The sequence below is a fragment of the Streptomyces sp. NBC_01288 genome (assembly GCF_035982055.1).
Taxonomy (GTDB): Bacteria; Actinomycetota; Actinomycetes; order Streptomycetales; family Streptomycetaceae; genus Streptomyces.
The window spans coordinates 3,121,467-3,146,778 of sequence record NZ_CP108427.1 but is presented as its reverse complement, the minus strand read 5'-3'; the positions used below and the strand labels follow the sequence as shown (position 1 = coordinate 3,146,778).

Here is a 25,312-nt window from a genome sequence, read left to right as displayed (position 1 = left end):
TCTTAGAGTGACGTTCAATGTGAACCGGGCGAGGGTGGCGCGTCAAGCATTCCAGGGATGGGTTTTACCGGTTAGAGTGATGCTCTAAAGGAGGGATACGGAATGAGGCTCACCCCAACGGAACGCGACCGCCTGCTGCTGTTCTCGGCCGCCGAACTGGCCCGCGCCCGCAAGGCGCGCGGCCTGCGACTCAACGTGCCGGAGGCCACCGCGCTCATCGCGGACACGGTGTGCGAGGCGGCTCGTGACGGTGCTCGACTCGCGTTCGCGATCGACCGCGCCCGGTCCGTCCTCGGCCCCGACGACGTTCTCCCGGGTGTCGCCGACGTCGTCACCGAGGTGCATGTCGAGGCCGTCTTCGACGACGGCTCGCGGCTCGCGGTGGTATCGGACCCGATCGGCGGGGGACTCGCGGCCGATGCCCCGGGCGCGCTCCTCCCCGGCCCCGCGCACGCCGAACCCGAGGCGGTCGTCCGGCTCACCGTCACCAACACCGCGACCGTCCCCGTCTCCGTGACCTCCCACTTCCACTTCTTCGAGGCCAACCCGCGCCTCGACTTCCCCCGCGCCGAGGCCTACGGCATGCGGCTCGCCGTCCCCGCCGGATCCTCGGTCCGCTTCGGCCCGGGCGAGAGTGCCGAGGTCGGCCTGCTGCCCATCGGCGGCGAGCGCATCGCGATCGGTTTCGCGGGCCTCGTCGACGGCCCGCTGGACGCGCCGGGCGCGAAGGCGGAGGCGCTGCGCCGGGCAACCGCCTGCGGCTACCTGGGAGTTGAGCAGTGAACCCGTACGAGTACGCCGCCACCCACGGCCCCCGAGCGGGCGACCGCGTCCGCCTCGGCGACTCGGGACTGACGATCCGGGTCGAGTCCGACTCGCAGCGCTACGGCGACGAGTTCCTCGCCGGGTTCGGCAAGACGGCCCGCGACGGACTGCACCTGAAAGCTGCCTCCGTGCGCGAGACCTGCGATGTCGTGATCAGCAATGTGGTCGTGATCGACGCCGTGCAGGGAATCCGGAAGGTGTCCATCGGGATCAGGGAAGGGCGGATCTGCTCCATCGGGCGGGCCGGTAACCCCGACACCCTGGACGGGGTGGACGTCGTCGTCGGCACCGGTACCTCCATCGTGTCCGGCGAGGGGCTCATCGCCACCGCCGGGGCGGTCGACACCCACGTGCACCTCCTCTCGCCGCGCATCATGGAGGCCTCGCTGGCGTCCGGGGTGACGACGATCATCGGGCAGGAGTTCGGCCCGGTGTGGGGCGTCGGCGTCAACTCGCCCTGGGCGCTGCGCCACGCGTTCAACGCCTTCGACGCCTGGCCGGTCAACATCGGCTTCCTGGGCCGGGGTTCGTCGTCCTCGGACGCGCCGTTGATCGAGGCGTTGGCGGAGGGCGGCGCGTCCGGCTTCAAGGTGCACGAGGACATGGGCGCCCACACTCGCGCGCTGGACACCGCGTTGCGGGTCGCCGAGGAGTACGACGTCCAAGTCGCCCTGCACAGCGACGGGTTGAACGAGTGCCTGTCCGTCGAGGACACCCTGCGGGTCCTTGAGGGCCGGACGATCCACGCCTTCCACATCGAGGGCTGCGGCGGCGGACACGTGCCGAACGTCCTGAAAATGGCGGGAGTTGCCAATGTCATCGGCTCCTCCACCAACCCCACCCTCCCCTTCGGCCGGGACGCGGTAGCCGAGCACTACGGCATGATCGTCTCCGTCCACGACCTGAAGACCGACCTGCCCGGCGACGCCGCGATGGCCCGCGACCGCATCCGCGCCGGGACGATGGGCGCCGAGGACGTGCTGCACGACCTGGGCGCGATCGGCATCACCTCGTCCGACGCGCAGGGCATGGGCCGGGCCGGTGAGACCGTGCGCCGTACGTTCGCGATGGCCGGGAAGATGAAGGCCGAGTTCGGCGCGCTCGGGGGTGCTCCGGAGGCGGACCACGACAACGAACGCGTCCTGCGCTACATCGCCAAGCTGACCATCAACCCCGCGATCGCGCACGGACTTTCGCACGAGGTCGGCTCCATCGAGGTCGGCAAGCTCGCGGACATCGTGCTGTGGCAGCCGCAGTACTTCGGCGCCAAACCGCAGCTGGTGCTGAAGTCGGGGTTCCCGGCCTACGGCGTGGTCGGCGACCCCAACGCGGCGACCGACACCTGCGAACCCCTCGTCCTGGGCCCGCAGTTCGGCGCCCACGGCTCGACACCCGCCGACATCTCCGTGGCCTTCGTCGCCCAGGCTGCCCTGGACCAGGGCAACGACTCGATGCCGACTCGCCGCCGACGCGTGGCAGTTCGCGGTACGCGGGGCATCGGGCCCGCCGACCTGCGGCTCAACTCCCGTACCGGAGCGGTCGATGTGGACCAGCGGACCGGCCTGGTCACCCTGGACGGCGAACCGCTCCGCTCCGAACCCGCCGACTCGGTCTCCCTCAACCGCCTCTACTTCCTTTAGCGCCAAGAGACTTGGGACTTCTGATGAGCTTCCGTATGCCCCCCGAGTGGACCCCGCACGAGCGCACCTGGATGGCCTGGCCCGGGCCCAACCCGACCTTCACCAACGCCGAGGAGCTGGCCGAGGCCCGTGCCGCCTGGGCGTCCGTGGCCCGTGCCGTGCGCCGCTTCGAACCGGTGACGATGGTGCACGGGCCCGGTCAGGGCGAGTCGGCGCGCGAACTCCTCGGCCCGGACGTCGAGTTGGTCGAGCGTGAGCTGGACGACGCGTGGATGCGGGACATCGGCCCCACGTTCGTCATCGACGACAAGGGTGAACTGGCCGCCGTGGACTGGACGTTCAACGGCTGGGGCGCGCAGAGCTGGGCCCGCTGGGAGCACGACTCCAAGATCGCCCGCCATGTCGCCGACCTGGCCGGAGTCCCGGCATTCAGCAGCCCGCTCGTCAACGAGGGCGGCGCGATCCACGTCGACGGCGAGGGCACGGTGCTGCTCACCGAGACGGTCCAGCTCGGCGCCGGCCGCAACCCCGGCTGGACGCGCGAGCGGGTCGAGGCGGAGATCCACGCCAGGCTCGGCACCACAAAGGCGATCTGGCTCCCGCACGGCCTCACCGGCGACTACGGCGTTTACGGCACCCAGGGCCACGTCGACATCGTCGCGGCCTTCGCCGCGCCCGGCACCGTCCTGGTCCACAGTCAGCGCGACCCGGCCCACCCGGACCACGCCCGCTCGCAGGAGTACCTTGCCCTCCTCCGCGCCGCGACCGACGCGAAGGGCCGCCCCCTGGAGGTCGTCGAGGTCCCGGCCCCGACCGTCCTCAAGGACGAGGACGGCGACTGGGTCGACTACTCCTACATCAACCACTACCTCTGCAACGGCGGGGTCGTGCTCTGCGCCTTCGACGACCCGGGCGACGAGATCGCGGCCGGGATCTTCCGCCGCCTCTTCCCCGAGCGGACGGTCACACTGGTGGACGCCCGTACGATCTTCGCGGGCGGTGGAGGCATCCACTGCATCACCCAGCAGCAGCCGAAGATCTAGGGCCGGAGGAGACGGGAATGGCCGGTGCGCGGAAGAACGCGCCGCCGCGCGAGGACGTCCTCGCCGCAGCCATGGACATGATCGCCGAACGCGGTCTGGAGCAGCTCACCATGGCGGCGCTCGGCCGCGAGGTCGGCATGAGCAGCGGCCATCTCCTCTACTACTTCCACTCCAAGGACGAACTCCTGCTCCAGGCCCTGGAGTGGAGCGAGGGCAGACTGGGCGCCGAGCGCGGCCGCCTGCTGACCCGCAGCACGGCCACGGCCCGCGAGCGCGTCGACGCGTACGTCGACCTGTACGTCCCGGACGGCCACCGCGATCCGCACTGGACCCTGTGGCTGGAGGTCTGGAACCGCTCGCAGAACGCCGACGACGACGCCCGCGACCGGCAGGCCGCCATCGAGGGTGTCTGGCACCGCGACCTGGTCGCGCTGATCGCGGAGGGTGTCTCCCGGGGTGAGTTCCGGGCCGTCGACCCGGACCGGTTCGCGGCCCGGCTGCGCGCTCTCCTCGACGGTTTCTCCATCCATGTGGCGATCGGGCTGCGGGGCACGGACCGGGCGCAAGTTCTCGGCCATGTACGGGAGTTCATCGACGAGGGGCTCCTCGCGGACGCGTGACCTTCCGTCCCGGTTGTACGCAACGCGACTGATTGACCCTGCGGAACCCGGTGCGCTTGCATCCCTGTGAGTCCCCGGTGAGGGACCGGGGGACGACGAGGTTTCGGGGGAAGCCGTGTTGATGTCCAGACGTACCTCCACCATGTCCTTGGGAGCCGCGCTGCTCCTCGCGCTGGGTGCCGCCGCCGTTCCGGCCGACGCGGCACCGCACCGGCTGCCCGGTGCGCAGCGGGTCAGCACCGCCGCCGACGGCACTCAGGCCGACGGATCGTCCGCCGAGGCCGCGATCAGTGCCGACGGCAGGTCCGTCGCGTTCACGTCGACCGCGCCGAGCCTCGGCTGTGCACGCTTCTTCTCATGTCTGCGGGTGAAGAACCTGGCCACCGGCGGGGTGACCGCGATCGACCTCGGGCCCGGATTCACGTACAGCGCACCGGTGTTGAGCGTGGACGGGAGCAGGGTCGCGTACTCCGCCGGCACCCGCTTCACTGCCCCTTACCTGTACGACCGCACCACCGGCGGCTCGACGAAGCTGTGGCCCGAAGACCCGCCCGGAACAAACGAGTTGGGCCGCGTGGAGTCGCTCAGCCCGGACGGCACGCACGTCGCGTACACCCTCGGCAACCGCAACGGCCCGGACGCCACCCGGCTCCTCTACGTCCGCGACACGGCCACCGGCACCGACGAACTCGTCTCACCCGCTGAGGAGGGCGACAAGAACGGCGCCTCGGTGAGCGGCGACGGCGAGCGGATCGCGTACGGCATCCGCACCGCTTCCGAGGACGACCCGGCCGATGTCTACGTCAAGAACCGGGCGACGGGCGAGCGGACCCAGGTCGACACGGGCCTCGGCGCCGCCTACCTGGTCCGCGTCACGGCGGACGGCCGCCGCGTCCTCCTCGACGCCCAGGGCGGCCTGTACGTCCACGACCTGCGCACCGGGACATCGCGGCGGGTGGCCGAGGGGCGTCCGGAGTCGGTCACGGCGGACGGCCGGTACGCCGTCGTCTCGGGCGAGGACGGCACCCGGGTGCGCGACCTGCGGACCGGGCGGAAGGGCGCCGCCCTCCCGCGGAACAGCCAGACCGGTCCGGACGCGCTGACCGCCAACGGCCGTACCGTGACGTTCGGTTCGGCGGCGTCGTACCTGGTGCCGGACGACACCAACGGGGAGTCGGACGTGTTCGTCTACTCGCGCGGACTCAGCACCCACCCGGCCCCGATGCCGTACGTCACCGAACGGATCAGCCTCACGCGGGACGGTCAGCAGCGCACCACCGCGTCCCACGACCCGGTGATCGCGGACGACCACGACCTCTCCTTCACGTCGGACGGCAGCGTCTTCGTCAACGCGCCCGGCGGCATCTCCCAGGTCAACGACGCCACCCAGAAGCCCGCGTCCGAGGGCACGCCCTGCACCAGCGGACGCATGGTCGGTTACGTCGCCCCGCACGCGACCGACGGCGCCCCGGAGGTCTTCATCCGCAACCGCTCGGTCGGCAAGCTGACCGGCCTCGCCTCCTACCAGGGCGTCCGCTTCACCTGGATGGGACAGCCCGCGATGGAACCCGGCTGCCGGTGGATCACCTACGCCGCGACCCTGCCCGCCACCACCGCCGACCCCGCGCCGCAGCCCCGGATCTACCGCTTCACGTTCAACGGCGGCGCCACCGACGTGGTCAGCGCCCCCACCGGCAAGGCGGCGACCAACCCGTCCATCGGCTACGACGGCCGGTACATCGCCTTCGAGCAGGGCGGCGCCGTCCATGTCCGCGACCTGGACACCGGCACCCTGGAGAAGGCGGGCGACAAGGCATCGGCGCCTTCCATCAGCGATGACGGGCGCAAGGTCGCCTTCCAGCACGGCCGGGACGTCTACGTTCGTGACCTCGACGCCGGGACCACGACCCGGGTCGCCAAGGCCGCGGAGCCCTCGCTCTCCGGGGACGGGACGCGGGTCGCCTACACCTCGGGGGGTTCGGTGTACCTGCTCGAACTCGCCACCGGCGAGCGGCAGTTGATGAGCGCCGACCGCTGGGGCGGCCGTAGCGAACTCCCGGCCCTGCACCCGTCCGTCAACGACGACGGCACGGTCGTCGCGTTCGAGTCGGCGTCGCCCGACCTGGTGCCGGGGGACACCAACGGGGTCTCGGACGTGTTCGTACGCCAGGCGAGTTGATCAACCGGCTGTTCGCATCATGAGACGGACGGTGAGCACGGGCGTGGGTGTGCCAGACTGCGTCCGTGTTCTCGTTCGCCACGATTATTGGCAGCAGGCGCGCCGGTCCGCAGTGACCGCCTCGTACGACCAGGTACGGGCGGCCACCGTCGTCACTCGACCCGCGCGCAGACCTCTCGCACCCGCGAGGGGTTTTTCGCTTTTCTGGCCCACCTTCAGCCGGGAAAACAGTGCGAGGGATCATTGAGGGACGGTGGAGCCGGTCATTCCGGTACAGACCGAGATTCAGATCCTCAGGAGCCAGAGACCATGACGGAAACCAGCGAACTCGACGATTCGTTCCACGTCTTCGACACGACCCTGCGTGACGGCGCGCAGCGGGAGGGCATCAACCTCACCGTCGCGGACAAGCTGGCCATCGCACGGCACCTGGACGACTTCGGCGTCGGCTTCATCGAGGGCGGCTGGCCCGGGGCCAACCCGCGGGACACCGAGTTCTTCGCCCGCGCCCGGCAGGAGATCGACTTCAAGCACGCCCAGCTGGTCGCCTTCGGCGCCACCCGGCGAGCGGGCGCGAAGGCGAGCGAGGACCCGCAGGTCAAGGCGCTCCTGGACGCCGGCACCGAGGTCGTCTGCCTCGTCGCGAAGTCCCACGACCGCCATGTCGAACTGGCCCTGCGCACCACCCTCGACGAGAACCTGGCGATGGTCCGCGACACCGTCTCCCACCTGGTCGCCCAGGGCCGCCGCGTCTTCGTCGACTGCGAGCACTTCTTCGACGGGTACCGCGCGAACCCCGAGTACGCGAAGGCGGTCGTACGGTCCGCCGCCGAGGCCGGCGCGTCCGTAGTGATCCTCTGCGACACCAACGGCGGCATGCTCCCGGCGCAGATCCAGGCCGTCGTCTCCACGGTCCTCGCCGACACCGGCGCCCGGCTCGGCATCCACACCCAGGACGACACGGGCTGCGCGGTCGCCAACACCCTCGCCGCCGTCGACGCGGGCGCGACCCACGTCCAGTGCACGGCGAACGGCTACGGCGAGCGCGTGGGCAACGCCAACCTCTTCCCGGTGGTCGCCGCCCTGGAGCTGAAGTACGGCAAGAAGGTCCTCCCCGACGGCAAGCTCCGCGAGATGACCCGCATCTCGCACGCGATCGCCGAGGTCGTGAACCTCACCCCGTCCACGCACCAGCCCTACGTAGGCGTCTCGGCCTTCGCCCACAAGGCGGGGCTGCACGCCTCCGCGATCAAGGTCGACCCGGACCTGTACCAGCACATCGACCCCGAGCAGGTCGGCAACACCATGCGGATGCTGGTCTCCGACATGGCGGGCCGCGCGTCGATCGAGCTCAAGGGCAAGGAACTCGGCGTCGACATCAGCGGCGACCGCGAGCTGGTGGGCCGGGTGGTCGACCGGGTCAAGGAGCGCGAGCTCAAGGGCTACACATACGAGGCGGCGGACGCGAGCTTCGAGTTGCTCCTCCGCGCCGAGGCGGAGGGCAAGGCCCGCTCCTACTTCGAGGTCGAGTCCTGGCGCGCGATCGTGGAGGACCGCCCCGACGGCACCCACGCCAACGAGGCCACGGTCAAACTCTTCGCCAAGAGCGAGCGCATCGTCGCCACCGCCGAGGGCAACGGCCCGGTCCACGCCCTCGACCGCGCCCTCCGCGTAGCCCTCGAAAAGATCTACCCCCAGCTCGCCAAGCTGGAGCTCGTCGACTACAAGGTCCGCATCCTGGAGGGCAAGCACGGCACGTCCTCCACGACCCGCGTCCTGATCGCCACGTCCGACGGTTCGGCCGAGTGGTCGACGGTAGGCGTGGCGGAGAACGTCATCGCCGCGTCCTGGCAGGCACTGGAGGACGCGTACACGTACGGGCTGCTGCGCGCGGGAGTCGAGCCGGCGGAGTAAGAGAGCCAAACGCCGGAGGGGCTGAAAATCAGCCCCTCCGGCCCTGTTTTCAGCTCCTCCGGCGGTGTTTTCAGCCCCTCCGGCGTTTGAGGAGCGGGGTCTGGGGCGGAGCCCCAGAAGGATGGGACGGGTAGGGGCGGCGGGGGCGAAAACCTACTGCAGATGCCACTTCTGATTGGCAGCCCCCGTGCACGTCCAGATCTGCGCCCGGGTCCCGTTCGCAGACGTATTGCCCGTCACGTCAAGGCACTTGTTGGCCGCCGTGTTCACCACATCACCGGTGGTCGCGTTGTACGACCACTGTTGCGCGGCGGTTCCATTGCAGTCGTACAACTGGAGCTTCGCCCCGTCGGCGGTCGAAGCCGACGTCACGTCGAGGCACTTGCCGAGGGAGCGGACCGTGCCGTCGGTGCCCACGGTCCACTGCTGGGCGGTCGAGGAGTTGCAGTCGTAGAGCTGGACGGCCGTGCCGTTGGTGGTCGAACCTCCGGCCACGTCGAGGCACTTGCTCCCGAGGCCGACGAACGCGCCGGTCTGGCTGCCGCCGCCGGCCTGTGTGCCGGTCCAGGTGAACGTGGCGGACGTCTTGCCGGGGAGGGAGTAAGTCGCGTGCTGGCCACCCCAGTTGATGGTCACCGTCTTCGCCGTGGACGCGTCGTTGTAGGCGATCAGCGCCTTCGAGCCGTCCGGGTTGCGCCATGCCACGTTGGGGACGTTCGTGGACGCCGTCGACGCGATCCGCTGGGCGCCGGGGCGGACGAACTTCGTCAGCTGGCCCATCGTGTAGTACTCGACGGTGTAGTCGACGGTCCCGCTCGCGCCGTCGCCGTTGTGGACGGTGATCAGGCCGGTGCAGGTGCCGCAACCGCCGTTGTGCGGGCCCATGTTCTGGTCCACGGCGAGGGACCACTTGGTCACCGACTTCGCCCAGTTGCGGGTGTAGTCGATGATGTTGCTCATGTCCTCGCGCTGCTGGTTGGCGATCCAGGTGCCGCCGGAGTGCTCGGTGCCGAAGGCGTCGAGGGTGGGGTACTGGTTGTGGACGGTGGTCTGCTTGGTGACGTCACCGCCGTAGCCGTGCCAGGCGATCCCGCCGAAGTTGGGGTTAGAGCGGACGGCCGCGTCGTCCACCGTCGAGGCCGCGTACGAGTCGTACACGTCCCAGTTCCAGTCGTGCGCCAGCACCTTCGTCGTCAGGCCCGACGCGTTGAGCTTCGGCAGCAGCTCGCTCTTGGTGAAGTAGGCGAGCCCGGACGCGTTCCAGCTCATCGACGGGTAGCCGGAACAGCAGGTCGGCTCGTTCTGGACGGTGACGTACGAGACCGGAACGCCCTGGTCCTTGTACGCCTGGAGGTACTTGACGAAGTAGTTGGCGTAGGCGCCGTAGTCCTCGGACTTCAGCCAGCCCCCGTTGAGCGAACCGCTGTCCTTCATCCACGCCGGCGCCGTCCATGGCGAGGCCATGACAGTCAGAGAGGGGTTCAGTCCGAGCGCCTGCTTGGTGAGCGGCACGACATCGGCCAGGTCGTGCGCGATCGAGAAGGAGTTGAGGTTCGGGTCGGTCTGGCCGGCCGCCACGTCGTCGTACGAGTAGCCGTAGCGGGCCAGGTCGGAGGCGCCCATCGGGTTGCGCAGGAACGACAGCCCGATCCCGTCCGTCGGTGAGAACAGCTTGGTCATGGTCGCGTTCCGCGTCGCCGTCGACAGCGCGCCGCTGCTGTTCATCAGCCAGGCCGCCGTGTCCGTGAAGGACGCGCCGCCCCCGGTGAACGTCTGGTAGCGGGTGTTCTCGTCGACGGTGATGTTCTCGCCGCTGCCGCCCGTCCCGGACGAGAAGGCGAACGGAGTCTGGGCCTGGAGGCCGCGGGTGACATGGCGTCCGGCGGCGTCGTCGGTGGTGGTGAGCCAGGCCGTGACCTGTTCACCGGCAGCGTGTGCGGGGGGTACGGCCGCGGTGAAGCCGGCCACGGAGAGCAGTCCGGCGAGCAGCAGCCGGGCCGTGCGGGGGGTTCTCCTGGACATGGATGCGTTAGCCCTTCCTGACGAGATGTCTTGACGGGTCTGCGGGCCGTTAGTTAACTCACGGCGTGATCTAAGTCATGAGTGAACTGTGCGAACCCAGAGTGAACCAGAGCTCCAGAGCCGAGGGAAGGTCCATGCCAAGAACCGCCCTGCTCGTTTCCACCGCCCTGTGCGCCGCGCTGCTGTCACCGGCCGCCGTCTCCCAGGCGGCCGCCGCCGCCGATCCGGCCCCCACCCCCGTCGACCGCTTCGAGGGCGAGGTGCCCTTCGCGAGCCAGCCCGCCGAAGGCATCTTCACCTGGGGCGGTGACACCGACGACCCGCCCCAGCTCGCCCTGACCGCGAGACCCGACGCCCCCGAGGGCGCGAAGGTTCTCACCGGGACGTACGACATCAGCGGCTACGGCGGCTTCACCCACGACTACGCCGCGACCGAACCCGGCCATGACTGGTCCGCCCATCAGGGCATCCGCTTCTGGTGGGACGGCCAGAACACCGGCAAGGCCAACAACTTCGAGATCAAGGACGGCGGCGCGAACGGCGAGGCCTCCGAGCTGTGGACGACGTCCTTCACGGACGACTTCACGGGCTGGAAGCAGATCGAGATCCCGTTCACGAACTTCGTCTACCGCACGGACTACCAGCCCGTCGGCGGCATCGACCACGTCCTCGGCCTGACCCAGATGTGGGGCTACGCGGTCACGCTCCCCGTCGGCATCAAGAGCCAATTCGCCATGGACGACGTCGAGTTGTACGGCAAGGCCGACCAGTCCCTGCGCGCCTCCGTCACCACCGACTCGGCCGTCTACCCGGTCAAGGAGGGCGGTACGGCCGCGGTCAAGGTCACCGTCTCCACCACCGGCGCCGTCCCGCTCGACGACCCGGTGACCGTCGCCTACGCGTCCGACGGCGGCACCGCCACCACCGGCAAGGACTACACCCCGGTCACCGGCACCCTCACCTTCCCGGCGGGCACCGCGTCCGGCGCCACCCAGACCGTCAAGGTCCGCACGCTCAAGGACAAGTCGGCCGAGAACGCCGAGACGATCCCGCTGAAGCTCACGGTCACCGGCGCCAAGGCCCCGACCGAGAACCCGCAGGTCGTCATCGACGCCCACGGACTGCCGTACCTGGACAGCAAGTTGCCCATCAAGAAGCGCGTCGCCGACCTCGTCAAGCGCATGTCGCTGGAGGAGAAGGCCGGGCAGATGACCCAGGCCGAGCGCGGCGCGATGAGCACACCGGGCGACATCGCCTCCTACGACCTCGGCTCCCTGCTCTCCGGCGGCGGCTCGACACCGACGCCCAACACGGCCGCGGCCTGGGCGAAGATGATCGACTCGTTCCAACTCCGCACGCAGGCAACCCGGTTCCAGATCCCGCTGATCTACGGCGTCGACGCGGTGCACGGCCACAACAACCTGGCCGGCGCCACGATCATGCCGCACAACATCGGCATCGGCGCGACCCGCGACCCCCAACTCGCCGAGAAGGCAGGCGCGGTGACGGCCAGTGAGGTCCGCTCGACCGGCGTCCCGTGGGACTTCGCACCCTGCCTCTGCGTCACCCGTGACGAACGCTGGGGGCGCTCGTACGAGTCGTTCGGTGAGGACCCGGCGCTCGTGCAGTCCATGGAGACGGTGATCCAGGGTCTCCAAGGCGCCGCGAACGGCAAGCAGTTGAAGGACGACGACAAGGTCCTGGCCACCGCCAAGCACTTCGTCGGCGACGGCGGCACCGCGTACGGCTCCTCCACGACGGGCACGTACACGATCGACCAGGGCGTCACCACGGTCACCCGCCAGCAACTGGAAGCCATCCACCTGGCCCCGTACCAGACGGCGGTCGACCGGGGCATCGGCACGGTCATGCCGTCCTACTCCTCGCTCGACATCGTCGGCGACGGACTGGGCCCGGTGAAGATGCACGCCCGCGCCGACATGATCAACGGCGTCCTCAAGAACCGGATGGGCTTCGACGGCTTCGTCATCAGCGACTGGAACGCCATCGACCAACTCCCCGGCGACTACGCGTCCCACGTCAGCACCTCGGTGAACGCGGGCGTCGACATGATGATGGTCCCGTACAGCTACAAGGACTTCAGCTCGACGCTCATCGCCGAGGTGAAGGCGGGCCACGTCACCGAGAAGCGGATCGACGACGCCGTATCGCGCATCCTCACCCAGAAGTTCAAGCTCGGCCTCTTCGAGAAGCCGTACGCCGACACGAGCAACGCCTCGAAGATCGGCTCGACTTCACACCGGGCCGTGGCCCGGCAGGCGGCGGCGGAGTCGCAGGTGCTGCTGAAGAACGCGGGCAGCGTGCTCCCGCTCAAGAAGTCGCAGAAGGTCTACGTCGCCGGTTCCAACGCCGACGACCTCGGCAACCAGACCGGCGGCTGGACCATCACCTGGCAGGGCTCGTCCGGCACGAACACCACCGGCACGACGATCCTTCAGGGGATGAAGAACGCCGGCGGGAACGTCACGTACTCCAAGGACGCCTCGGCCTCCACGAGTGGCTATGACGTGGGCGTGGTCGTCGTGGGTGAGACTCCGTACGCCGAGGGGATCGGGGATGTCGGCAACGGCAACGACCTCACCCTCACCCCGGCTGACCAGGCAGCTGTCGACAAGGTGTGCGCGGCGATGAAGTGCGCGGTGCTGATCGTCTCCGGGCGGCCGCAGCTGATCGGCGACCGGCTCCCCAAGATCGATGCCCTGGTGGCCTCCTGGCTGCCGGGCACGGAGGGCGACGGTGTGGCCGACGTGCTCTACGGCAAGCGGTCCTTCACCGGTCAACTCCCGGTCACCTGGCCGAAGTCGGAGGCCCAGCTCCCGATCAACGTGGGTGACACGTCGTACGATCCGCAGTTCCCGTACGGCTGGGGACTGACGACGCGGACGAAGGCGCCGACGGGTGGCACGGCCACCTTGAAGACGCTGGAGAACGCGGCGGCGCACGCCAGGTCGGCGTCGGCGGGCAAGGCGCTGGTCACCAAGGCGCGGCTGCTCGTGCAGGCGAAGGTGGGGCAGAACGTGACGGCGGCGGTGTCGAAGCCGTTCGCCGACACGGACCATCTGCTGCTCACGGGTAAGTACGCGGCGGCTGTGAAGAAGTTGGAGGAGGCGTACAAGGCGGCGTAGCAACCGCCCCGTGGTCTCCCCGCACCCCCTGTGGCCTCAACGGCACGGGGGGTGCGGCTGGTTGGCGGGTAGTTCCACCGTGACGCGGAGGCCGCCGGCCGGGCGTGGGGTCAGGGTGAGGGTGCCGTCGTGGGCGCCGGTGATGGTCTTGACGATCGCCAGGCCGAGGCCTACTCCCGCGTGGTCGGTGTGGACGCGCTCGGTGCCGCGCTGGAACGGCTCGGTGAGGGTCGAGACCTGGTGCGGGGTGAGCGGTTCGCCGGTGTTCTCGACCGTGAGGACCGCGGACTTGGGGCCGACGGCGGTGGTCACCCAGACGGTGCCCCGCTCGGGGAGGTTGTGGACGATCGCGTTCTGCACGAGGTTCGTGGTCAGTTGGAGCAGGAGTGCCTGGGAGCCGCGGGTGGGGGTGATGTCGCCGCCGGTCTCGATGGTGACGCCGTGCTTCTCCGCGAGGGGGAGGAGGGTCTCGGTGGCCTCTTCCGCCAGGAGGGACAGGTCGACGTGTTCCCGGGTGAAGGACCGCTGGTTGGCGCGGCTGAGCAGGAGCAGTGCCTCGGTGGCGTCGATCGCCCGGGTGTTGACCGTGTGGAGGCGGTCGATGATCCGGCCGGTGTCCTGGTCCGGGTCGGCACGGGCCAGGTCGAGCAGGGTCTTCGAGATCGCCAGCGGGGTGCGCAGCTCGTGGGAGGCGTTGGCCGCGAAGCGCCGCTGTTCGGCCACGTGGGCTTCGAGCCGGGCGAGCATCGTGTCGAAGGCGTCGGCGAGTTCGCGGAACTCGTCCTCGGGGCCCGGCAGTCGGATGCGGTGGGAGAGCGAGCCGTCCGTGGCCAGCCGGGTGGCCTCCGTGATGCGGGTCAGCGGGGCGAGCATGCGCCCGGCGAGGATCCACCCGCCGATCAGGCCGAACACCAGCAGGAACCCCATGGCGACGGCGGCGATCGGAGCGAAGGCGCGCAGCACGGACAAGGTGTAGTCGGGCTGGATGATGAGCCCGATGTGGGGCACCCGCGTCAGGAACAACCACGCGGCGGCGAGCAGCAGGACACCGGCGAGCATGAGGAACCCGACGTAGCTGAGGGTGAGTTTGAGCCGGACGCTCAACCCGGGCGCCCTATCCACGGTCGTCTCCGTCGTCTCCGGCCTCGGGTCGCGTGTCGATGCGGTATCCGACGCCCGGCACCGTGGCGATGATCCAGGGTTCGCCGAGCCGCTTGCGCAGGGCCGAGACGGTGATGCGTACGGCGTTGGTGAACGGGTCGGCGTTCTCGTCCCAGGCCCGCTCCAGGAGTTCCTCGGCGCTGACGACTCCGCCCTCGGCGGCGACGAGGACGTCGAGCACGGCGAACTGCTTCCTGGTCAGCGCGACATAGCGGCCGTCCCGGTAGACCTCTCTGCGGAACGGGTCGACGCGCAGGCCCGCGATCTCCCGTACGGGCGGCCGGCTGTGGGCGCGTCGGCGGTCCAACGCCCGCAGCCGGAGCGCGAGTTCCTGGAGTTCGAAGGGTTTCGTGAGGTAGTCGTCGGCGCCGAGTTCGAACCCGGTGGTCTTGTCGTCGAGACGGTCGGCGGCGGTCAGCATGAGGATCGGCATACCGCTGCCGGAGGCGACGATACGGCGGGCGACCTCGTCGCCGGAGGGGCCGGGGATGTCGCGGTCGAGGACGGCGATGTCGTAGTTGTTGACGCTCAGCAGCTCCAGCGCGGTGTTCCCGTCACCCGCGATGTCGGCCGCGATCGCCGCCAGGCGCAGGCCGTCGCGGATGGCCTCCGCCAGATAGGGCTCGTCCTCGACGATCAGCACACGCATGGGTCCGATGGTAGGAGTCGGCACATATCGTCCGCGTATCGAAAACCCCATACGCGCCGGCAACACCGGGCTGCCTTGACTGACGGCGTGACGCGAACTCCTGCACCAGCACCGACACCGACTCTCTCACCGGTACCGACACCGACTTCATCACCGGCACCGACGCGAACCCCGCCACCGGGGCGAACGACGAGCCTCCGGACAACGAGCCTCCGGATTCCTCGCGAACCCTGGAAACGCGGCCCGGTGCTCGCGACGCTCGCCCTGCTGCTCGGGCTGCTCATGGCGCTGCACGCCCGGCTCCCGAGCATCGGGGGCATCGGCAGCCTGGTGGAGAACCTCCTGCCGTGGTTCGGCGTGTTCGTGCCGGTGCTGCTGGCCGGAGCGCTGTGGCGCCGGTCCGCCTCCGCCGTGGTCGCGCTGGTGCTGCCGGTCACGGTGTGGCTGAGCCTCTTCGGCGGGCTGCTCACCGACAGGTCCCACCCGGGCGGCGACCTCACCGTGGTCAGCCACAACGTCGACGCAGGCAACCTCGACCCGACCGGCACTGCCCGTCAACTGGCCGCCTCCGGCGCGGACTTGCTCGCACTGGAGGAGCTGACCGATCAGGCCCGGGGCACGTACGAGAAGGGGCTGGCGAAGGCGTACCCGTACCACGTGGTGCGGGGCACGGTCGGGCTGTGGAGCAGGCTGCCGCTGTCGGACACGCGGCCGGTGAACGTCGTACGGGGCGATGTCGGGCCGTTGGCGAGGACCAAGCCGGCCGAATCGAAGGCGGAGGCGGCGGCGGAGGTCCGGGCGCTGCGTACGACGGTGGCCACGGCTCGCGGGCCGCTGGCGGTGTACGTGGCGCACCTCGGGTCCGTGCGGGTGACGTCCAGGGACGGATTCTGGACGGTCTCGCGCGACTTCGGCGCGGACGCGCTCGCCAAGGCCGTCGCCGCCGAGCCGAACCAGCGGGTGGTGCTGCTCGGCGACCTGAACGGCACCACGGACGACCGCGCGTTCCACGCCCTCACCTCGCGGCTGAACTCGGCCCAGGAGACGGCCGGGAAGGGCTTCGGCCTCACCTGGCCCGCGTCCTTCCCGATCGCGCGGATCGACCAGATCCTGGTACGGGGGGTGCGGGCGCGGAGTTCGTGGGTGCTGCCCGAGACCGGTGGCGATCACCTGCCGGTGGCGGCCCGGGTCAGCTGGTGAGCCGAACCCACCACCCCTCAGGGGCCGTTGCCGCGGGCGTGCGTCGCCTGTCCGTCGAACCGATCAGCTCCGCCGAGCACTTGGCGTTCGTACGCGCCCAGCGGTCGGTGAGTTTCCTCCAGACCCCGGCGTGGGGCCGCGTCAAGACCGAGTGGCGCAGCGAGTCCCTCGGTTGGTACGACGGCCGTCAACTGGTCGGCGCCGGGCTCGTGTTGCACCGTCCGGTGCCGAAGCTGGACCGCTGCACGCTGGCGTATCTGCCCGAGGGCCCGGTCATCGACTGGACCGGAGACATCGGCCTGTGGCTCGACCCGTTGGCGGCGTATCTCAAGGCACACGGCGCGTTCGCGATCCGGCTCGGGCCACCGGTGTGCACGGACATCTGGAGCGCGGCCCAGGTGAAGGAGGGCCTCGCCGACCCGGGCATCCGGCGGCTCACCGACCTGTCCGCCGCGTGGGCCGATCCGGTCGGCACCCGCGTGACCGACCGACTCCGGGCCGCCGGCTGGCTGCCGCAGAACCCGGAGGACGGCTTCGGCGTCGGGCATCCGCAGTTCAAGTACGAGATCCCGCTGGCCGGCCGAACGGAGGACGACCTCCTCAAGGGCATGAACCAGCTCTGGCGCCGCAACATCAAGAAGGCGACCAAGGCGGGGGTCGAGGTCAGAGTCGGGAGCACGGCCGGGGCCGCGGACTCGTTCGGTCCGGACCTGAAGGCGTTCCACGACCTCTACGTCCACACCGCGCGGCGCGACCGCTTCACGCCCCGCCCGCTGCGCTACTTCGAGACCATGTTCGCGGCACTGCGCGCCGAGGATCCCGACCGGATCAAGCTCTGTCTCGCCCACCACCAGGGCGACTTGGTCGCCGCCACGATCCTGGTCCGGGTCGGCGCCCACGCCTGGTACTCCTACGGCGCCTCCTCCACCGAGAAGCGCGAGGTGCGCGGCTCCAACGCCTGCCAGTGGGCGATGATCCGCGACGCGCTGGCCGCCGGCTGCGATGTCTACGACCTGCGCGGCATCACCCGCACCCTCGACGCGGATGACCCGCATGTCGGGCTGATCCGGTTCAAGGTCGGTACCGGGGGTCAGGCGGTGCGGTACGCGGGGGAGTGGGACCTGCCGTTGCGACCGCTGCTCTACCGGGCGTTCGACCTCTACATGAGCCGGCGGGGCCGATGAACACGGGCATCACGATCTACGGCTGCGGGCCGGACGAGGCCGCTCTGTTCCGGGAGTTGGCACCCCGCTTCGGTGTCGTCCCGACCATCACCCAGGCCCCGGTGTCCGAAGCGAACACTCAACTGGCCTCCGGAAACAGGTGTGTCAGCGTCAGCCACCGAACGCCGATCACGAACTCCGTTCTGCTCGCGCTCAGTCGAGCCGACGTGGCGTACATCTCCACGAGGAGCATCGGCCGCGACCACATCGACGTGGACTACGCGAACCGTGTGGGCCTGTCCGTCGGGAACACCGCCTACTCGCCCGACAGCGTGGCCGACTACACGGTGATGTTGATGCTGATGGCGATCCGGAACGCCCGGTCCACGGTCCGCCGCGCCGACGTACACGACTACAGGTTGCACGGGGTGCGCGGAAAGGAACTGCGCGACCTGACCGTCGGCGTCGTGGGAACGGGCCGTATCGGCACGGCGGTTGTGGACCGGCTACGGGGTTTCGGCTGCCGAGTACTGGCGCACGACAGTCGTCTCACCCTCGATCTGGACGAGTTGCTGCGGCTGAGCGACATCGTGACGCTCCACGCACCGCTCACCCCGGACACACACCATCTCCTCGACCGTCGGCGTATCGAGCGGATGAGGAACGGGGCGTTCGTCATCAACACCGGACGCGGTCCGCTGCTCGACACCGAGGCCCTCGTCACGGCCCTGGAGAGCGGCCGGTTGGGCGGTGCGGCGCTGGACGTCGTCGAGGGAGAGGAAGGGATCTTCTACGCCGACCGCAGAAACCAACCCATCGACAACAAGACGCTGTTGCGGCTGCACGAGCTGCCGAATGTGCTCATCAGTCCGCACACCGCCTATTACACGGACCACGCCCTGAGGGACACGGTCGAGAACTCCCTCACCAATTGTCTGGCATTCGAAAGCGGGGATCAGCATGGCTAGGTCGAAGATCGCGGTTCTGTTCGGTGGCTGTTCCGAGGAACACCCCGTCTCCGTCAAGTCCGCGCAGGAGATCGCGCGGAACCTCGACACGGAGAAGTACGAGCCGTTCTATGTCGGCATCACGAAGAGCGGTGCGTGGAAGCTCTGCGACGGACCGGGCGAGGACTGGGAGAACGGCAGGTGCCGCACGGCCGCGCTGTCACCGGACCGGAGTGTGCGAGGCCTACTGGTACTGGAGCAGGGGCGATACGAGACGATCGGCCTGGACGTCGTGCTGCCGGTCCTGCATGGCACGCTCGGTGAAGACGGCGCCATACAGGGCTTGTTGGAACTCTCCGGCATTCCCTACGTCGGCTGCGACGTCCCGAGTTCCGCCCTCTGCATGGACAAGTCTCTCGCCTACGTCGTCGCCGGAAGCGCGGGAACAGCCACCCCGAATTTCTGGACCGTCACGGGCGAGGAGGACGACATCGACCCCGACCGGCTCACCTACCCCGTCTTCGTGAAGCCGGCCCGTTCGGGATCGTCGTTCGGGGTCGGCAAGGTGTCCCGGAAAGAGGAACTGCCGGGCGCGGTGGACACGGCCCGGCAGTACGACACGAAGGTGCTGATCGAAGAGGCGGTCATCGGCAGCGAGATCGGATGCGCCGTCCTGGGCAATGAACTTGACCTGGTCGTAGGCGAGTTGGATCACATCGCGCTCTCCCACGGGTTCTTCAGGATCCATCAGGAGGACAAGCCCGAGACCGGTTCCGAGAACGCGACGGCTGTCGTCCCCGCCGACATCCCGGCGGAGTCGCGCACACGCGTCCAGGAGACGGCGAAGGCGGTGTACCGCGCCTTGGGATGCAGGGGACTCGCACGGGTGGACATGTTCCTCACCGAGGATGGGGAAGTGGTCCTCAACGAGGTCAACACCCTGCCCGGAATGACCTCGTACAGCCGTTATCCGAGAATGATGGAAGCCGCTGGAATTCCGCTGGCCGAGGTGATCGACCGACTGGTGTCATCGGCGCTGGCCGCTGCTGGGGAAAGCCGATGAACGACGACTTCGTCTATGTGGACGAGCACGTACCCGGAATGCGCTGGGACGCCAAATACGCCACCTGGGACAACTTCACCGGCAAACCGGTGGACGGATACCTGGCCAATCGCATCGTGGGCACAAAGGCGCTGTGTGCGGCTCTGGAAGAGGCGCAGCAGAAGGCCGGGACCCTGGGCTTCGGTCTGCTCCTCTGGGACGGGTACCGCCCCCAACGTGCCGTGGACTGCTTTCTGCGCTGGTCACGACAGCCCGAGGACGGCCGGACCAAGCCCCGGCATTATCCGAACATCGACAGGGCCGGAATGTTCGAGAGGGGATATGTGGCCGCCAGGTCGGGCCACAGCCGGGGCGGCACGGTCGACTTGACGCTGTATCGCCGGGATACCGATGAACTGGCTCCCATGGGTGGCAGTCATGACCTGATGGATTCCATCTCGCACCACGGAGCGAAAGGGATCACGTATGCGGAGACGGAAAACCGTCACCGCCTGCGCTCCCTCATGGATTCCTGCGGTTTCAGCGCATATGACAACGAGTGGTGGCATTACGCACTGAAATCCGAACCGCATCCGGACACCTATTTCGACTTTCCCATCACGTAACCGGTCCGGCCTGAGGGGCCGGTGTCGGGTAGCGTCGAGTCATGAAGGCCGTGATCCGGACCCGAAGCCTCCCGGGGCTACCGCTGGCGCTCCTGCTGGCCCTGCTGCTCGCCGCGCTGACCATGGCGTCCCCGGCCGCCGCGGACACCGGCGTCTCGACGATCGCGCAGGCGTTGCGCAAGAGCCCGGTCTACGTCGACCCGGCCGCCTCCGCGTTGTCGTCGGCCGACGCCGACGCGCTCGCCCAACGCGTCGAGAAGGCCGACAAGCCGGTCTTCCTCGTGGTGCTCCCCGCCGGCTATCCGGCGACGAGCTTCTCGAACCTCCGCACCGCGACCGGCATCACCGGCCTCTACGCGGTCCGCGTCGGGAACCAATTCGCTGCCCGAGCCGACTCCTCCGTCCTGTCGAACACCGCCGTGCAGAACCTGGTCAGCAGCGTCCAGGGCGAGGACGCGAAGACCCAGCTCACCGACTTCACGAACCGTGCGCTCGCCAGCATGGGCGGCTCGGCGCCCGCGTCCTGGGGCGGTTCCTCGGACGGTGGCGGGGGAGTCTCCGGTACGGCGCTGATCGTCGCGGGCGGGGTGCTGGTGGCCGGTGGCGCGGGGGCGTACACGCTGGTGAGGCGCGGCCGTCGCCGCCGCGAGGAGGAACAGCGCGCGGCGCTGGACAGGCTGCGGGTGGTCGTGGACGAGGACATCACGGCGTTCGGCGAGGAACTGGACCGCCTCGAATTCCACCCGGCCGAGCCCGGCGCCGACGACGCGATGCGCGCGGACTACGAACGTGCCCTCGACGCCTACGAACAGGCGAAGTCGTACATGGCGGCGGCCACGAAACCCGAGGACGTCCGGTCGGTCACCCAGGCCCTGGAGGACGGCCGCTTCTCCCTCGCCCAGCTCGCCGCCCGCCGCGAGGGCCGCCCGCTGCCCGAACGCCGCGCCCCCTGCTTCTTCGACCCGCGCCACGGCCCCTCGGTCGCCGACGCCACCTGGACCCCGCCCGGCGGCGCACCCCGCGAGGTCCCGGTCTGCGCGGCCGACCAGGCCCGCCTCGCCGACGGCCGGGACCCGATGATCCGCGAGGTCGACACGGACTACGGCCGCCGCCCGTACTGGGACGCCGGCCCGGCCTACGGCCCCTGGGCAGGCGGCTACTTCGGCGGCGGCCTCCTCCCCGGCCTCCTCGTCGGCACGCTCCTCGGCAGCATGATGTCCACCCCGTCCTACGCCTCCGACTACGGCACGGGCTACGGCGACTTCGGCACCGGCGGCTACGACGGCGGCGACGTCTCCGGCGCGAATTTCGACCCGGGCGACTTCGGCGGCGGCTTCGGCGACGGCGGGGGAGGCGGAGGGGACTTCGGGGGCGGCGGCGGAGACTTCGGCGGAGGCTTCTAAAAAAGAGAAACCCCAGGGACCGGCTACGGCGATGCGCGCCAGCCCCGGCCGCGGCAACTCCCTCAGGAGCCTTGCCGTGGCGGACGTGGCAACTCCGAGCCAGGCCGACTCCCACAGGGGCGTTGCCGTGGCGGGCGTGCCGGCCCCGGCCAGGACGACTCCCTAAGGGGCGTTACCGCGGCGGGGCCTGCCAGCTCCGGTCGGGGCAACTCCCTTAGGGGCGCGGGGAACTGCGCGACCAGCCCCCACCGGCCCGCAGTCGATCAACTACCTGCGAGCCGTTCCATCAACACCCCCGCCAACTCCAACACCCCCCGCTCCGTAGCACTCAGCGAAGCCAACGCCTCCGCCAGCCACACATCCCGCTCGCCCATGTCCCGGTCCAGCGCCCGGTGCCCCTTGGCCGTCAGCGTGAGAACGGACTGACGCCGGTCGACCGGGTCCGCCGCACGCGAGATCAACCCCTCCGCCTCCAACTCGCCGAAGACCCGGGTCAGAGACTGCGGCCGCTGCCGCTCGGCCGCCGCGATCTCGCCCGGGGTCGCGGAGTGATGCCGGTGCAGGTGGCCGAGCACGATCAGCTGGTTCGGGGTGAGCCCGGCCTCGTTGCCGCGCTCCTGCCGTAGCCGCCGGTTGAGCCGTACGACGCCACGACGGATCCGGACGGCCTCGGAGAGATGATCCATGCCGGATATCGTACGCTGATGCTTACTATTCAGAGTCCACAACCCCCGCTAGTCTCGGGACAGTGACCCCAAAACTCATACGCAACGCGTACGAAGCGGCCCTGACGATGACCGCCGTGCTGCTCTGCTGGGGTGTCGCCCTCTGGCTGGAGGGTGCCGCAGGGCTGCACACCGACGTGCTCGTCCTCGCGGTCGCGCTGACGCTCACCCTCGCCAACACCCAGCGCACCGCCGACACCCGCCGCCGCCTCACCGCACTCGTCCTGCTGCCCGTCACGGCAGGTGCCTCGATCTTCGTCGGGCGGCTGATCGGCTCCCACTACGCGCTCGGCGCCGCCGTCTTCACGGCGGGCATGGCGCTGGCGATCTGGATCCGCCGCTACGGCCCCGCCGCCACGAAGGCCGGCACCCTGCTCGCCCTCCCGCTCGTGACGCTCCTCGTCGTCCCCGGCCCCGCGCTACCGGCCAAGGCGCAGAGCGGGCTGGTCACTTGGGAGTGGGCCGCGTTGATCGGGGCGCTCGCGTGTGCCGGGGTCTGGCTGGTGCAGGGGCTGGGCGACCGGCTCGGGCCCCCGGCCTGGCGTGCGGAACCCGGCCCCGAACAACCCCCGCGCCGCTCCCGCCTCCACCCCCGCCCCAGCACCCGCATGGCCCTCCAGATGGCGGCCGGAATCGCCGCCGCGTTCACCGTCGGGCACATCCTCTTCGACGACCACTGGCCGTGGGTCGTCCTCACCGCGTATGTCGCCGCGAGCGGCAACCGCGGCCGAACCGACGTACTCCGCAAGGGAATTGAGCGCCTCGCCGGAGCCACGGTCGGCACGCTCCTGGCCACCGGAGTCGCGGCGATCGGTGTCACCGGCGACACGGCCGTGGCGCTGATGTTCGCCGTCCTCGCGGTCGCGTTGTGGCTGCGCCCCCTCAACTACGCCTACTGGGCCGCCGGAATGACCTGCGCGCTCTCCCTCCTCCTCGGCTACTTCGGCCAGGACGCCCTGAGCCTGTTGCCCACGCGGCTCGAAGGGATCGCGGTCGGGGCGGTGTTGTCGGTGGCGTCGGCGTGGTGGCTGCTGCCGGTGCCGCGCGCCCGCCGCCGTCAGCCGGTCCTCGGCACGACAAGTCCCGTCTCGTAGGCCGTCACCACGGCCTGCGTACGATCCCGCAGCCCGAGCTTGGACAGGATCCGGCTGACGTGGGTCTTCACGGTCTCCTCGCCCACGTGCAGCCGTTCGGCGAGTTCGGGGTTGGACAACCCCTCGGCGAGCAGCCGCAGGACGTCGGTCTCGCGCGGGGTGAGGACGTCCAACCTCCCCTGCGTGGGCGCCTTCGGCCGCATCCGCGCGAACTCGGCGATCAGCCTCCGCGTGATCCCGGGCGCGAGCAGCGCCTCACCGGCCGCGACGACCCGTACGGCCTCGAAGAGCCGTTCGGCGGTCACGTCCTTCAGCAGGAACCCGCTGGCACCGGCGGCGAGCGCGTCGTAGACATGCTCGTCCAGGTCGAAGGTGGTCAGCACCAACACCCTTGGTACGGCAGGGCAGTTCTGGAGTCGCGCGGTGGCCTCGATGCCGTCCATGACCGGCATCCGTACGTCCATCAGCACCACGTCCGGCGACTCCTCCCGGCAGACACGTACCGCCTCGGCGCCGTCGCGGGCCGTGCCCACGACCGTGAAGTCGGCCTGGGTGGCGAGGATTCCGGCGTATCCGAACCGGACGATCTCGTGGTCGTCGGCGACGACGATCCGGATGCTCATGGCAGCGCCCCCGCCTCCTTTCCCGTCTCGGTCTCCGTCTCCTCCGACTTGACGGGCAGCCGCGCCTCGACCAGGAACCCGCCGCCCGGAGCGGGACCGGTGCGCAAGGTACCCCCGACCGTCGCGGCCCGCTCCCGCATGCCGAGCAGGCCGTGGCCGGAGAGGGCTGGGAGGTCGGCGCTGGTCCCCGGCCCGTTGTCGCGCACGCGCAGCGCCAAGTCCCCGTCCCCGTAACGGAGTTCTACGTCCACTGCCGCGCCCGGCGCGTGCCGGCGGGCGTTGGTGAGGGCCTCCTGGACGATCCGGTACGCGGTGACCTCGATGCCGGGGTCCAGCGGGGCGATGGGGCCGCTCACGATGAGCCGGGTGCGGGAGCCGGCCGCGTCGCGTGACTCGTCGATGAGGTCCAGGAGTTGGCCGAGTCCGGGCTGGGGGCGCCGCTGGACTCCCGTCTCGGCGTCCTCCCGCAGGACGCCCAACAGCCGCCGCATCTCGGTGAGTGCGGTGCGCGCGGTGTCGCCGATGGCGAGCAGGCGAGTGGCGCCTTCGGGCGGCAGCCCCGGGGTGGTGAGGCGGGCGGTCTCCGCCTGGACCGCGATCATCGAAATGTGATGCGCGACGACATCGTGCAACTCCCTTGCGATCCGGGCCCGTTCACCCCGGGCGGCATGTTCGAGGAGGGTGTCCGCGAAGGCCTGTTCGGTCGCGCTGTGGGCCTGTGCCGTGCTGCGTACGTGGTGGGCGATGCCGGTGGCCGCGGCGGCGGAGGCGAGGGTCGCGACGAGGACGGCGACGATCCGGGTCAGTTCCTCGTGGCTGGCGAGGGCGATCGCGACGTAGGGGAGGACGAGGACCCCGCCGAGGCGGGTGGCTCCGGCGCGTCCCAGTACGTACACGCACACCAGTTGGGCCACGACCCCGCCGACGGTGAGCCCTCCGAAGGGCACGAGCGAGAGTACGCAGGCGGCACTGAGCGCGAGGGCGGCGCAGGTCCGGGCGAACCGTCCGTTGCCGAGGACGAGGCTGAGGGGAAGCGTGGAAGCGAGGCCGAGCAGCAACAGGGCGGCGAAGCCCCCGGCCAAGTCGGCGCCGCGGAGCAGGACTTCGGTGAGCGAGAGAACGGCCAGGGCGACGGGAACGACGAGCCCGGCGCGCGGCGAGGCGGCGGCGAAGCCCGCCCGCGCCATGCCGACCAGCCGATACCGGCTCGCACCCCCGGCCGTCACCGGCCCATGCCCCTCCACACCCGACGCCCCCTTCACGCCCACCCGGTCATTGTGCCGACCTCCG

20 protein-coding genes are annotated in these 25,312 nt (G+C 69.9%); 14 read left to right on the top strand and 6 right to left on the bottom strand.

Annotation, left to right across the window (positions count from 1 at the left end):
* Window positions 1-102 precede the first annotated feature (102 nt).
* From ureA to cimA, 6 genes are all read left to right on the top strand, one after another.
* Window positions 103-783, top strand: coding sequence for an urease subunit gamma (gene ureA, locus OG194_RS13455; RefSeq protein WP_327401105.1), 681 nt, complete (start codon window positions 103-105; stop codon window positions 781-783).
* Window positions 780-2,465: an urease subunit alpha gene (locus OG194_RS13450; RefSeq protein ID WP_327401104.1), complete on the top strand. Its 1,686-nt coding sequence runs from the start codon at window positions 780-782 to the stop codon at window positions 2,463-2,465. The genes ureA and OG194_RS13450 overlap by 4 nt, the downstream gene beginning before the upstream one ends.
* A 23-nt stretch (window positions 2,466-2,488) precedes the next feature.
* Window positions 2,489-3,508 carry an agmatine deiminase family protein gene (locus OG194_RS13445; RefSeq protein WP_327401103.1) on the top strand — a complete coding sequence of 340 codons (1,020 nt, stop codon included), beginning with the start codon at window positions 2,489-2,491 and terminating at the stop codon, window positions 3,506-3,508.
* A gap of 17 nt (window positions 3,509-3,525) precedes the next feature.
* Entirely contained in the window at window positions 3,526-4,128 is a 603-nt protein-coding gene (locus tag OG194_RS13440) for a TetR/AcrR family transcriptional regulator (RefSeq protein ID WP_327401102.1), read from the top strand.
* Between the two features lie 121 nt (window positions 4,129-4,249).
* Window positions 4,250-6,307, top strand: a complete 2,058-nt coding sequence (locus tag OG194_RS13435; RefSeq protein WP_327401101.1) for a hypothetical protein — start codon at window positions 4,250-4,252, stop codon at window positions 6,305-6,307.
* Window positions 6,308-6,616: 309 nt separating this feature from the next.
* Window positions 6,617-8,221 carry a citramalate synthase gene (gene cimA, locus OG194_RS13430; RefSeq protein WP_327401100.1) on the top strand — a complete coding sequence of 535 codons (1,605 nt, stop codon included), beginning with the start codon at window positions 6,617-6,619 and terminating at the stop codon, window positions 8,219-8,221.
* A gap of 153 nt (window positions 8,222-8,374) precedes the next feature.
* On the opposite strand, the gene OG194_RS13425 is transcribed toward cimA, so the two are convergent.
* The gene (locus OG194_RS13425) at window positions 8,375-10,243 is read right to left on the bottom strand and encodes a ricin-type beta-trefoil lectin domain protein (protein ID WP_327401099.1); all 1,869 of its coding nucleotides are present in this window, start codon (window positions 10,241-10,243) and stop codon (window positions 8,375-8,377) included.
* A 134-nt stretch (window positions 10,244-10,377) separates the two neighbouring features.
* Here OG194_RS13425 and OG194_RS13420 point away from each other — a divergent pair, with 134 nt between their 5' ends.
* Window positions 10,378-13,389: a glycoside hydrolase family 3 protein gene (locus tag OG194_RS13420; RefSeq protein WP_327401098.1), complete on the top strand. Its 3,012-nt coding sequence runs from the start codon at window positions 10,378-10,380 to the stop codon at window positions 13,387-13,389.
* 36 nt (window positions 13,390-13,425) lie between these two features.
* Here OG194_RS13420 and OG194_RS13415 read toward each other — a convergent pair whose 3' ends face one another.
* Together OG194_RS13415 and OG194_RS13410 are read right to left on the bottom strand one after the other, a co-directional pair.
* On the bottom strand, window positions 13,426-14,511 hold the full coding sequence (locus OG194_RS13415) for a sensor histidine kinase (protein WP_327401097.1): 1,086 nt from the start codon (window positions 14,509-14,511) through the stop codon (window positions 13,426-13,428).
* Window positions 14,504-15,199, bottom strand: a complete 696-nt coding sequence (locus OG194_RS13410) for a response regulator transcription factor (RefSeq protein WP_327401096.1) — start codon at window positions 15,197-15,199, stop codon at window positions 14,504-14,506. Before OG194_RS13410 ends, OG194_RS13415 begins: the two co-directional genes overlap by 8 nt.
* A 282-nt stretch (window positions 15,200-15,481) precedes the next feature.
* On the opposite strand from OG194_RS13410, the gene OG194_RS13405 reads away from it, so the two are divergent.
* Genes OG194_RS13405 through OG194_RS13380 form a run of 6 tightly spaced genes read left to right on the top strand, consistent with a single transcriptional unit; the run spans window position 15,482 to window position 21,580 of the window.
* Window positions 15,482-16,399, top strand: a complete 918-nt coding sequence (locus OG194_RS13405) for an endonuclease/exonuclease/phosphatase family protein (RefSeq protein WP_327407054.1) — start codon at window positions 15,482-15,484, stop codon at window positions 16,397-16,399.
* 47 nt (window positions 16,400-16,446) lie between these two features.
* A complete protein-coding gene (locus OG194_RS13400) occupies window positions 16,447-17,583 on the top strand; it encodes a lipid II:glycine glycyltransferase FemX (RefSeq protein WP_327407053.1) in 1,137 nt (378 codons plus the stop codon).
* A complete protein-coding gene (locus OG194_RS13395; protein WP_327401095.1) occupies window positions 17,580-18,530 on the top strand; it encodes a D-isomer specific 2-hydroxyacid dehydrogenase family protein in 951 nt (316 codons plus the stop codon). Before OG194_RS13400 ends, OG194_RS13395 begins: the two co-directional genes overlap by 4 nt.
* Window positions 18,523-19,572 carry a D-alanine--(R)-lactate ligase gene (gene vanA, locus OG194_RS13390; RefSeq protein WP_327401094.1) on the top strand — a complete coding sequence of 350 codons (1,050 nt, stop codon included), beginning with the start codon at window positions 18,523-18,525 and terminating at the stop codon, window positions 19,570-19,572. The genes OG194_RS13395 and vanA overlap by 8 nt, the downstream gene beginning before the upstream one ends.
* Window positions 19,569-20,177, top strand: coding sequence for a D-Ala-D-Ala dipeptidase VanX (gene vanX / locus OG194_RS13385; RefSeq protein ID WP_327401093.1), 609 nt, complete (start codon window positions 19,569-19,571; stop codon window positions 20,175-20,177). Before vanA ends, vanX begins: the two co-directional genes overlap by 4 nt.
* Window positions 20,178-20,218: 41 nt before the next feature.
* Entirely contained in the window at window positions 20,219-21,580 is a 1,362-nt protein-coding gene (locus tag OG194_RS13380; RefSeq protein ID WP_327401092.1) for a hypothetical protein, read from the top strand.
* A 263-nt stretch (window positions 21,581-21,843) separates the two neighbouring features.
* Here the strand turns inward: OG194_RS13380 and OG194_RS13375 are convergent, their stop codons facing one another.
* Window positions 21,844-22,266 (bottom strand): MarR family winged helix-turn-helix transcriptional regulator, encoded by a 423-nt coding sequence (locus tag OG194_RS13375; RefSeq protein ID WP_327401091.1) that lies wholly within the window; start codon window positions 22,264-22,266, stop codon window positions 21,844-21,846.
* 62 nt (window positions 22,267-22,328) lie between these two features.
* Here OG194_RS13375 and OG194_RS13370 point away from each other — a divergent pair, with 62 nt between their 5' ends.
* Window positions 22,329-23,399, top strand: coding sequence for an FUSC family protein (locus OG194_RS13370; protein WP_327401090.1), 1,071 nt, complete (start codon window positions 22,329-22,331; stop codon window positions 23,397-23,399).
* On the opposite strand, the gene OG194_RS13365 is transcribed toward OG194_RS13370, so the two are convergent.
* Window positions 23,363-24,022: a response regulator transcription factor gene (locus tag OG194_RS13365; protein WP_327401089.1), complete on the bottom strand. Its 660-nt coding sequence runs from the start codon at window positions 24,020-24,022 to the stop codon at window positions 23,363-23,365. The two genes, OG194_RS13370 and OG194_RS13365, sit on opposite strands and share 37 nt — an antisense overlap.
* Complete coding sequence (locus tag OG194_RS13360; protein ID WP_327407052.1) at window positions 24,019-25,209, bottom strand: sensor histidine kinase; 1,191 nt, start codon at window positions 25,207-25,209, stop codon at window positions 24,019-24,021. The genes OG194_RS13365 and OG194_RS13360 overlap by 4 nt, the downstream gene beginning before the upstream one ends.
* Between the last annotated feature and the right edge of the window lie 103 nt (window positions 25,210-25,312).

Coding starts and splice junctions, on each gene's coding strand:
- OG194_RS13395 (WP_327401095.1), top strand. CDS start 17,580: ATGAACACGGGCATCACGATCTACGGCTGCGGGCCGGACGAGGCCGCT.
- OG194_RS13405 (WP_327407054.1), top strand. CDS start 15,482: ATGGCGCTGCACGCCCGGCTCCCGAGCATCGGGGGCATCGGCAGCCTG.
- OG194_RS13410 (WP_327401096.1), bottom strand. CDS start 15,199: ATGCGTGTGCTGATCGTCGAGGACGAGCCCTATCTGGCGGAGGCCATC.
- OG194_RS13375 (WP_327401091.1), bottom strand. CDS start 22,266: ATGGATCATCTCTCCGAGGCCGTCCGGATCCGTCGTGGCGTCGTACGG.
- vanX (WP_327401093.1), top strand. CDS start 19,569: ATGAACGACGACTTCGTCTATGTGGACGAGCACGTACCCGGAATGCGC.
- OG194_RS13380 (WP_327401092.1), top strand. CDS start 20,219: ATGAAGGCCGTGATCCGGACCCGAAGCCTCCCGGGGCTACCGCTGGCG.
- OG194_RS13445 (WP_327401103.1), top strand. CDS start 2,489: ATGAGCTTCCGTATGCCCCCCGAGTGGACCCCGCACGAGCGCACCTGG.
- vanA (WP_327401094.1), top strand. CDS start 18,523: ATGGCTAGGTCGAAGATCGCGGTTCTGTTCGGTGGCTGTTCCGAGGAA.
- OG194_RS13420 (WP_327401098.1), top strand. CDS start 10,378: ATGCCAAGAACCGCCCTGCTCGTTTCCACCGCCCTGTGCGCCGCGCTG.
- OG194_RS13365 (WP_327401089.1), bottom strand. CDS start 24,022: ATGAGCATCCGGATCGTCGTCGCCGACGACCACGAGATCGTCCGGTTC.
- OG194_RS13440 (WP_327401102.1), top strand. CDS start 3,526: ATGGCCGGTGCGCGGAAGAACGCGCCGCCGCGCGAGGACGTCCTCGCC.
- OG194_RS13425 (WP_327401099.1), bottom strand. CDS start 10,243: ATGTCCAGGAGAACCCCCCGCACGGCCCGGCTGCTGCTCGCCGGACTG.
- OG194_RS13360 (WP_327407052.1), bottom strand. CDS start 25,209: ATGGCGCGGGCGGGCTTCGCCGCCGCCTCGCCGCGCGCCGGGCTCGTC.
- OG194_RS13435 (WP_327401101.1), top strand. CDS start 4,250: ATGTCCAGACGTACCTCCACCATGTCCTTGGGAGCCGCGCTGCTCCTC.
- ureA (WP_327401105.1), top strand. CDS start 103: ATGAGGCTCACCCCAACGGAACGCGACCGCCTGCTGCTGTTCTCGGCC.
- cimA (WP_327401100.1), top strand. CDS start 6,617: ATGACGGAAACCAGCGAACTCGACGATTCGTTCCACGTCTTCGACACG.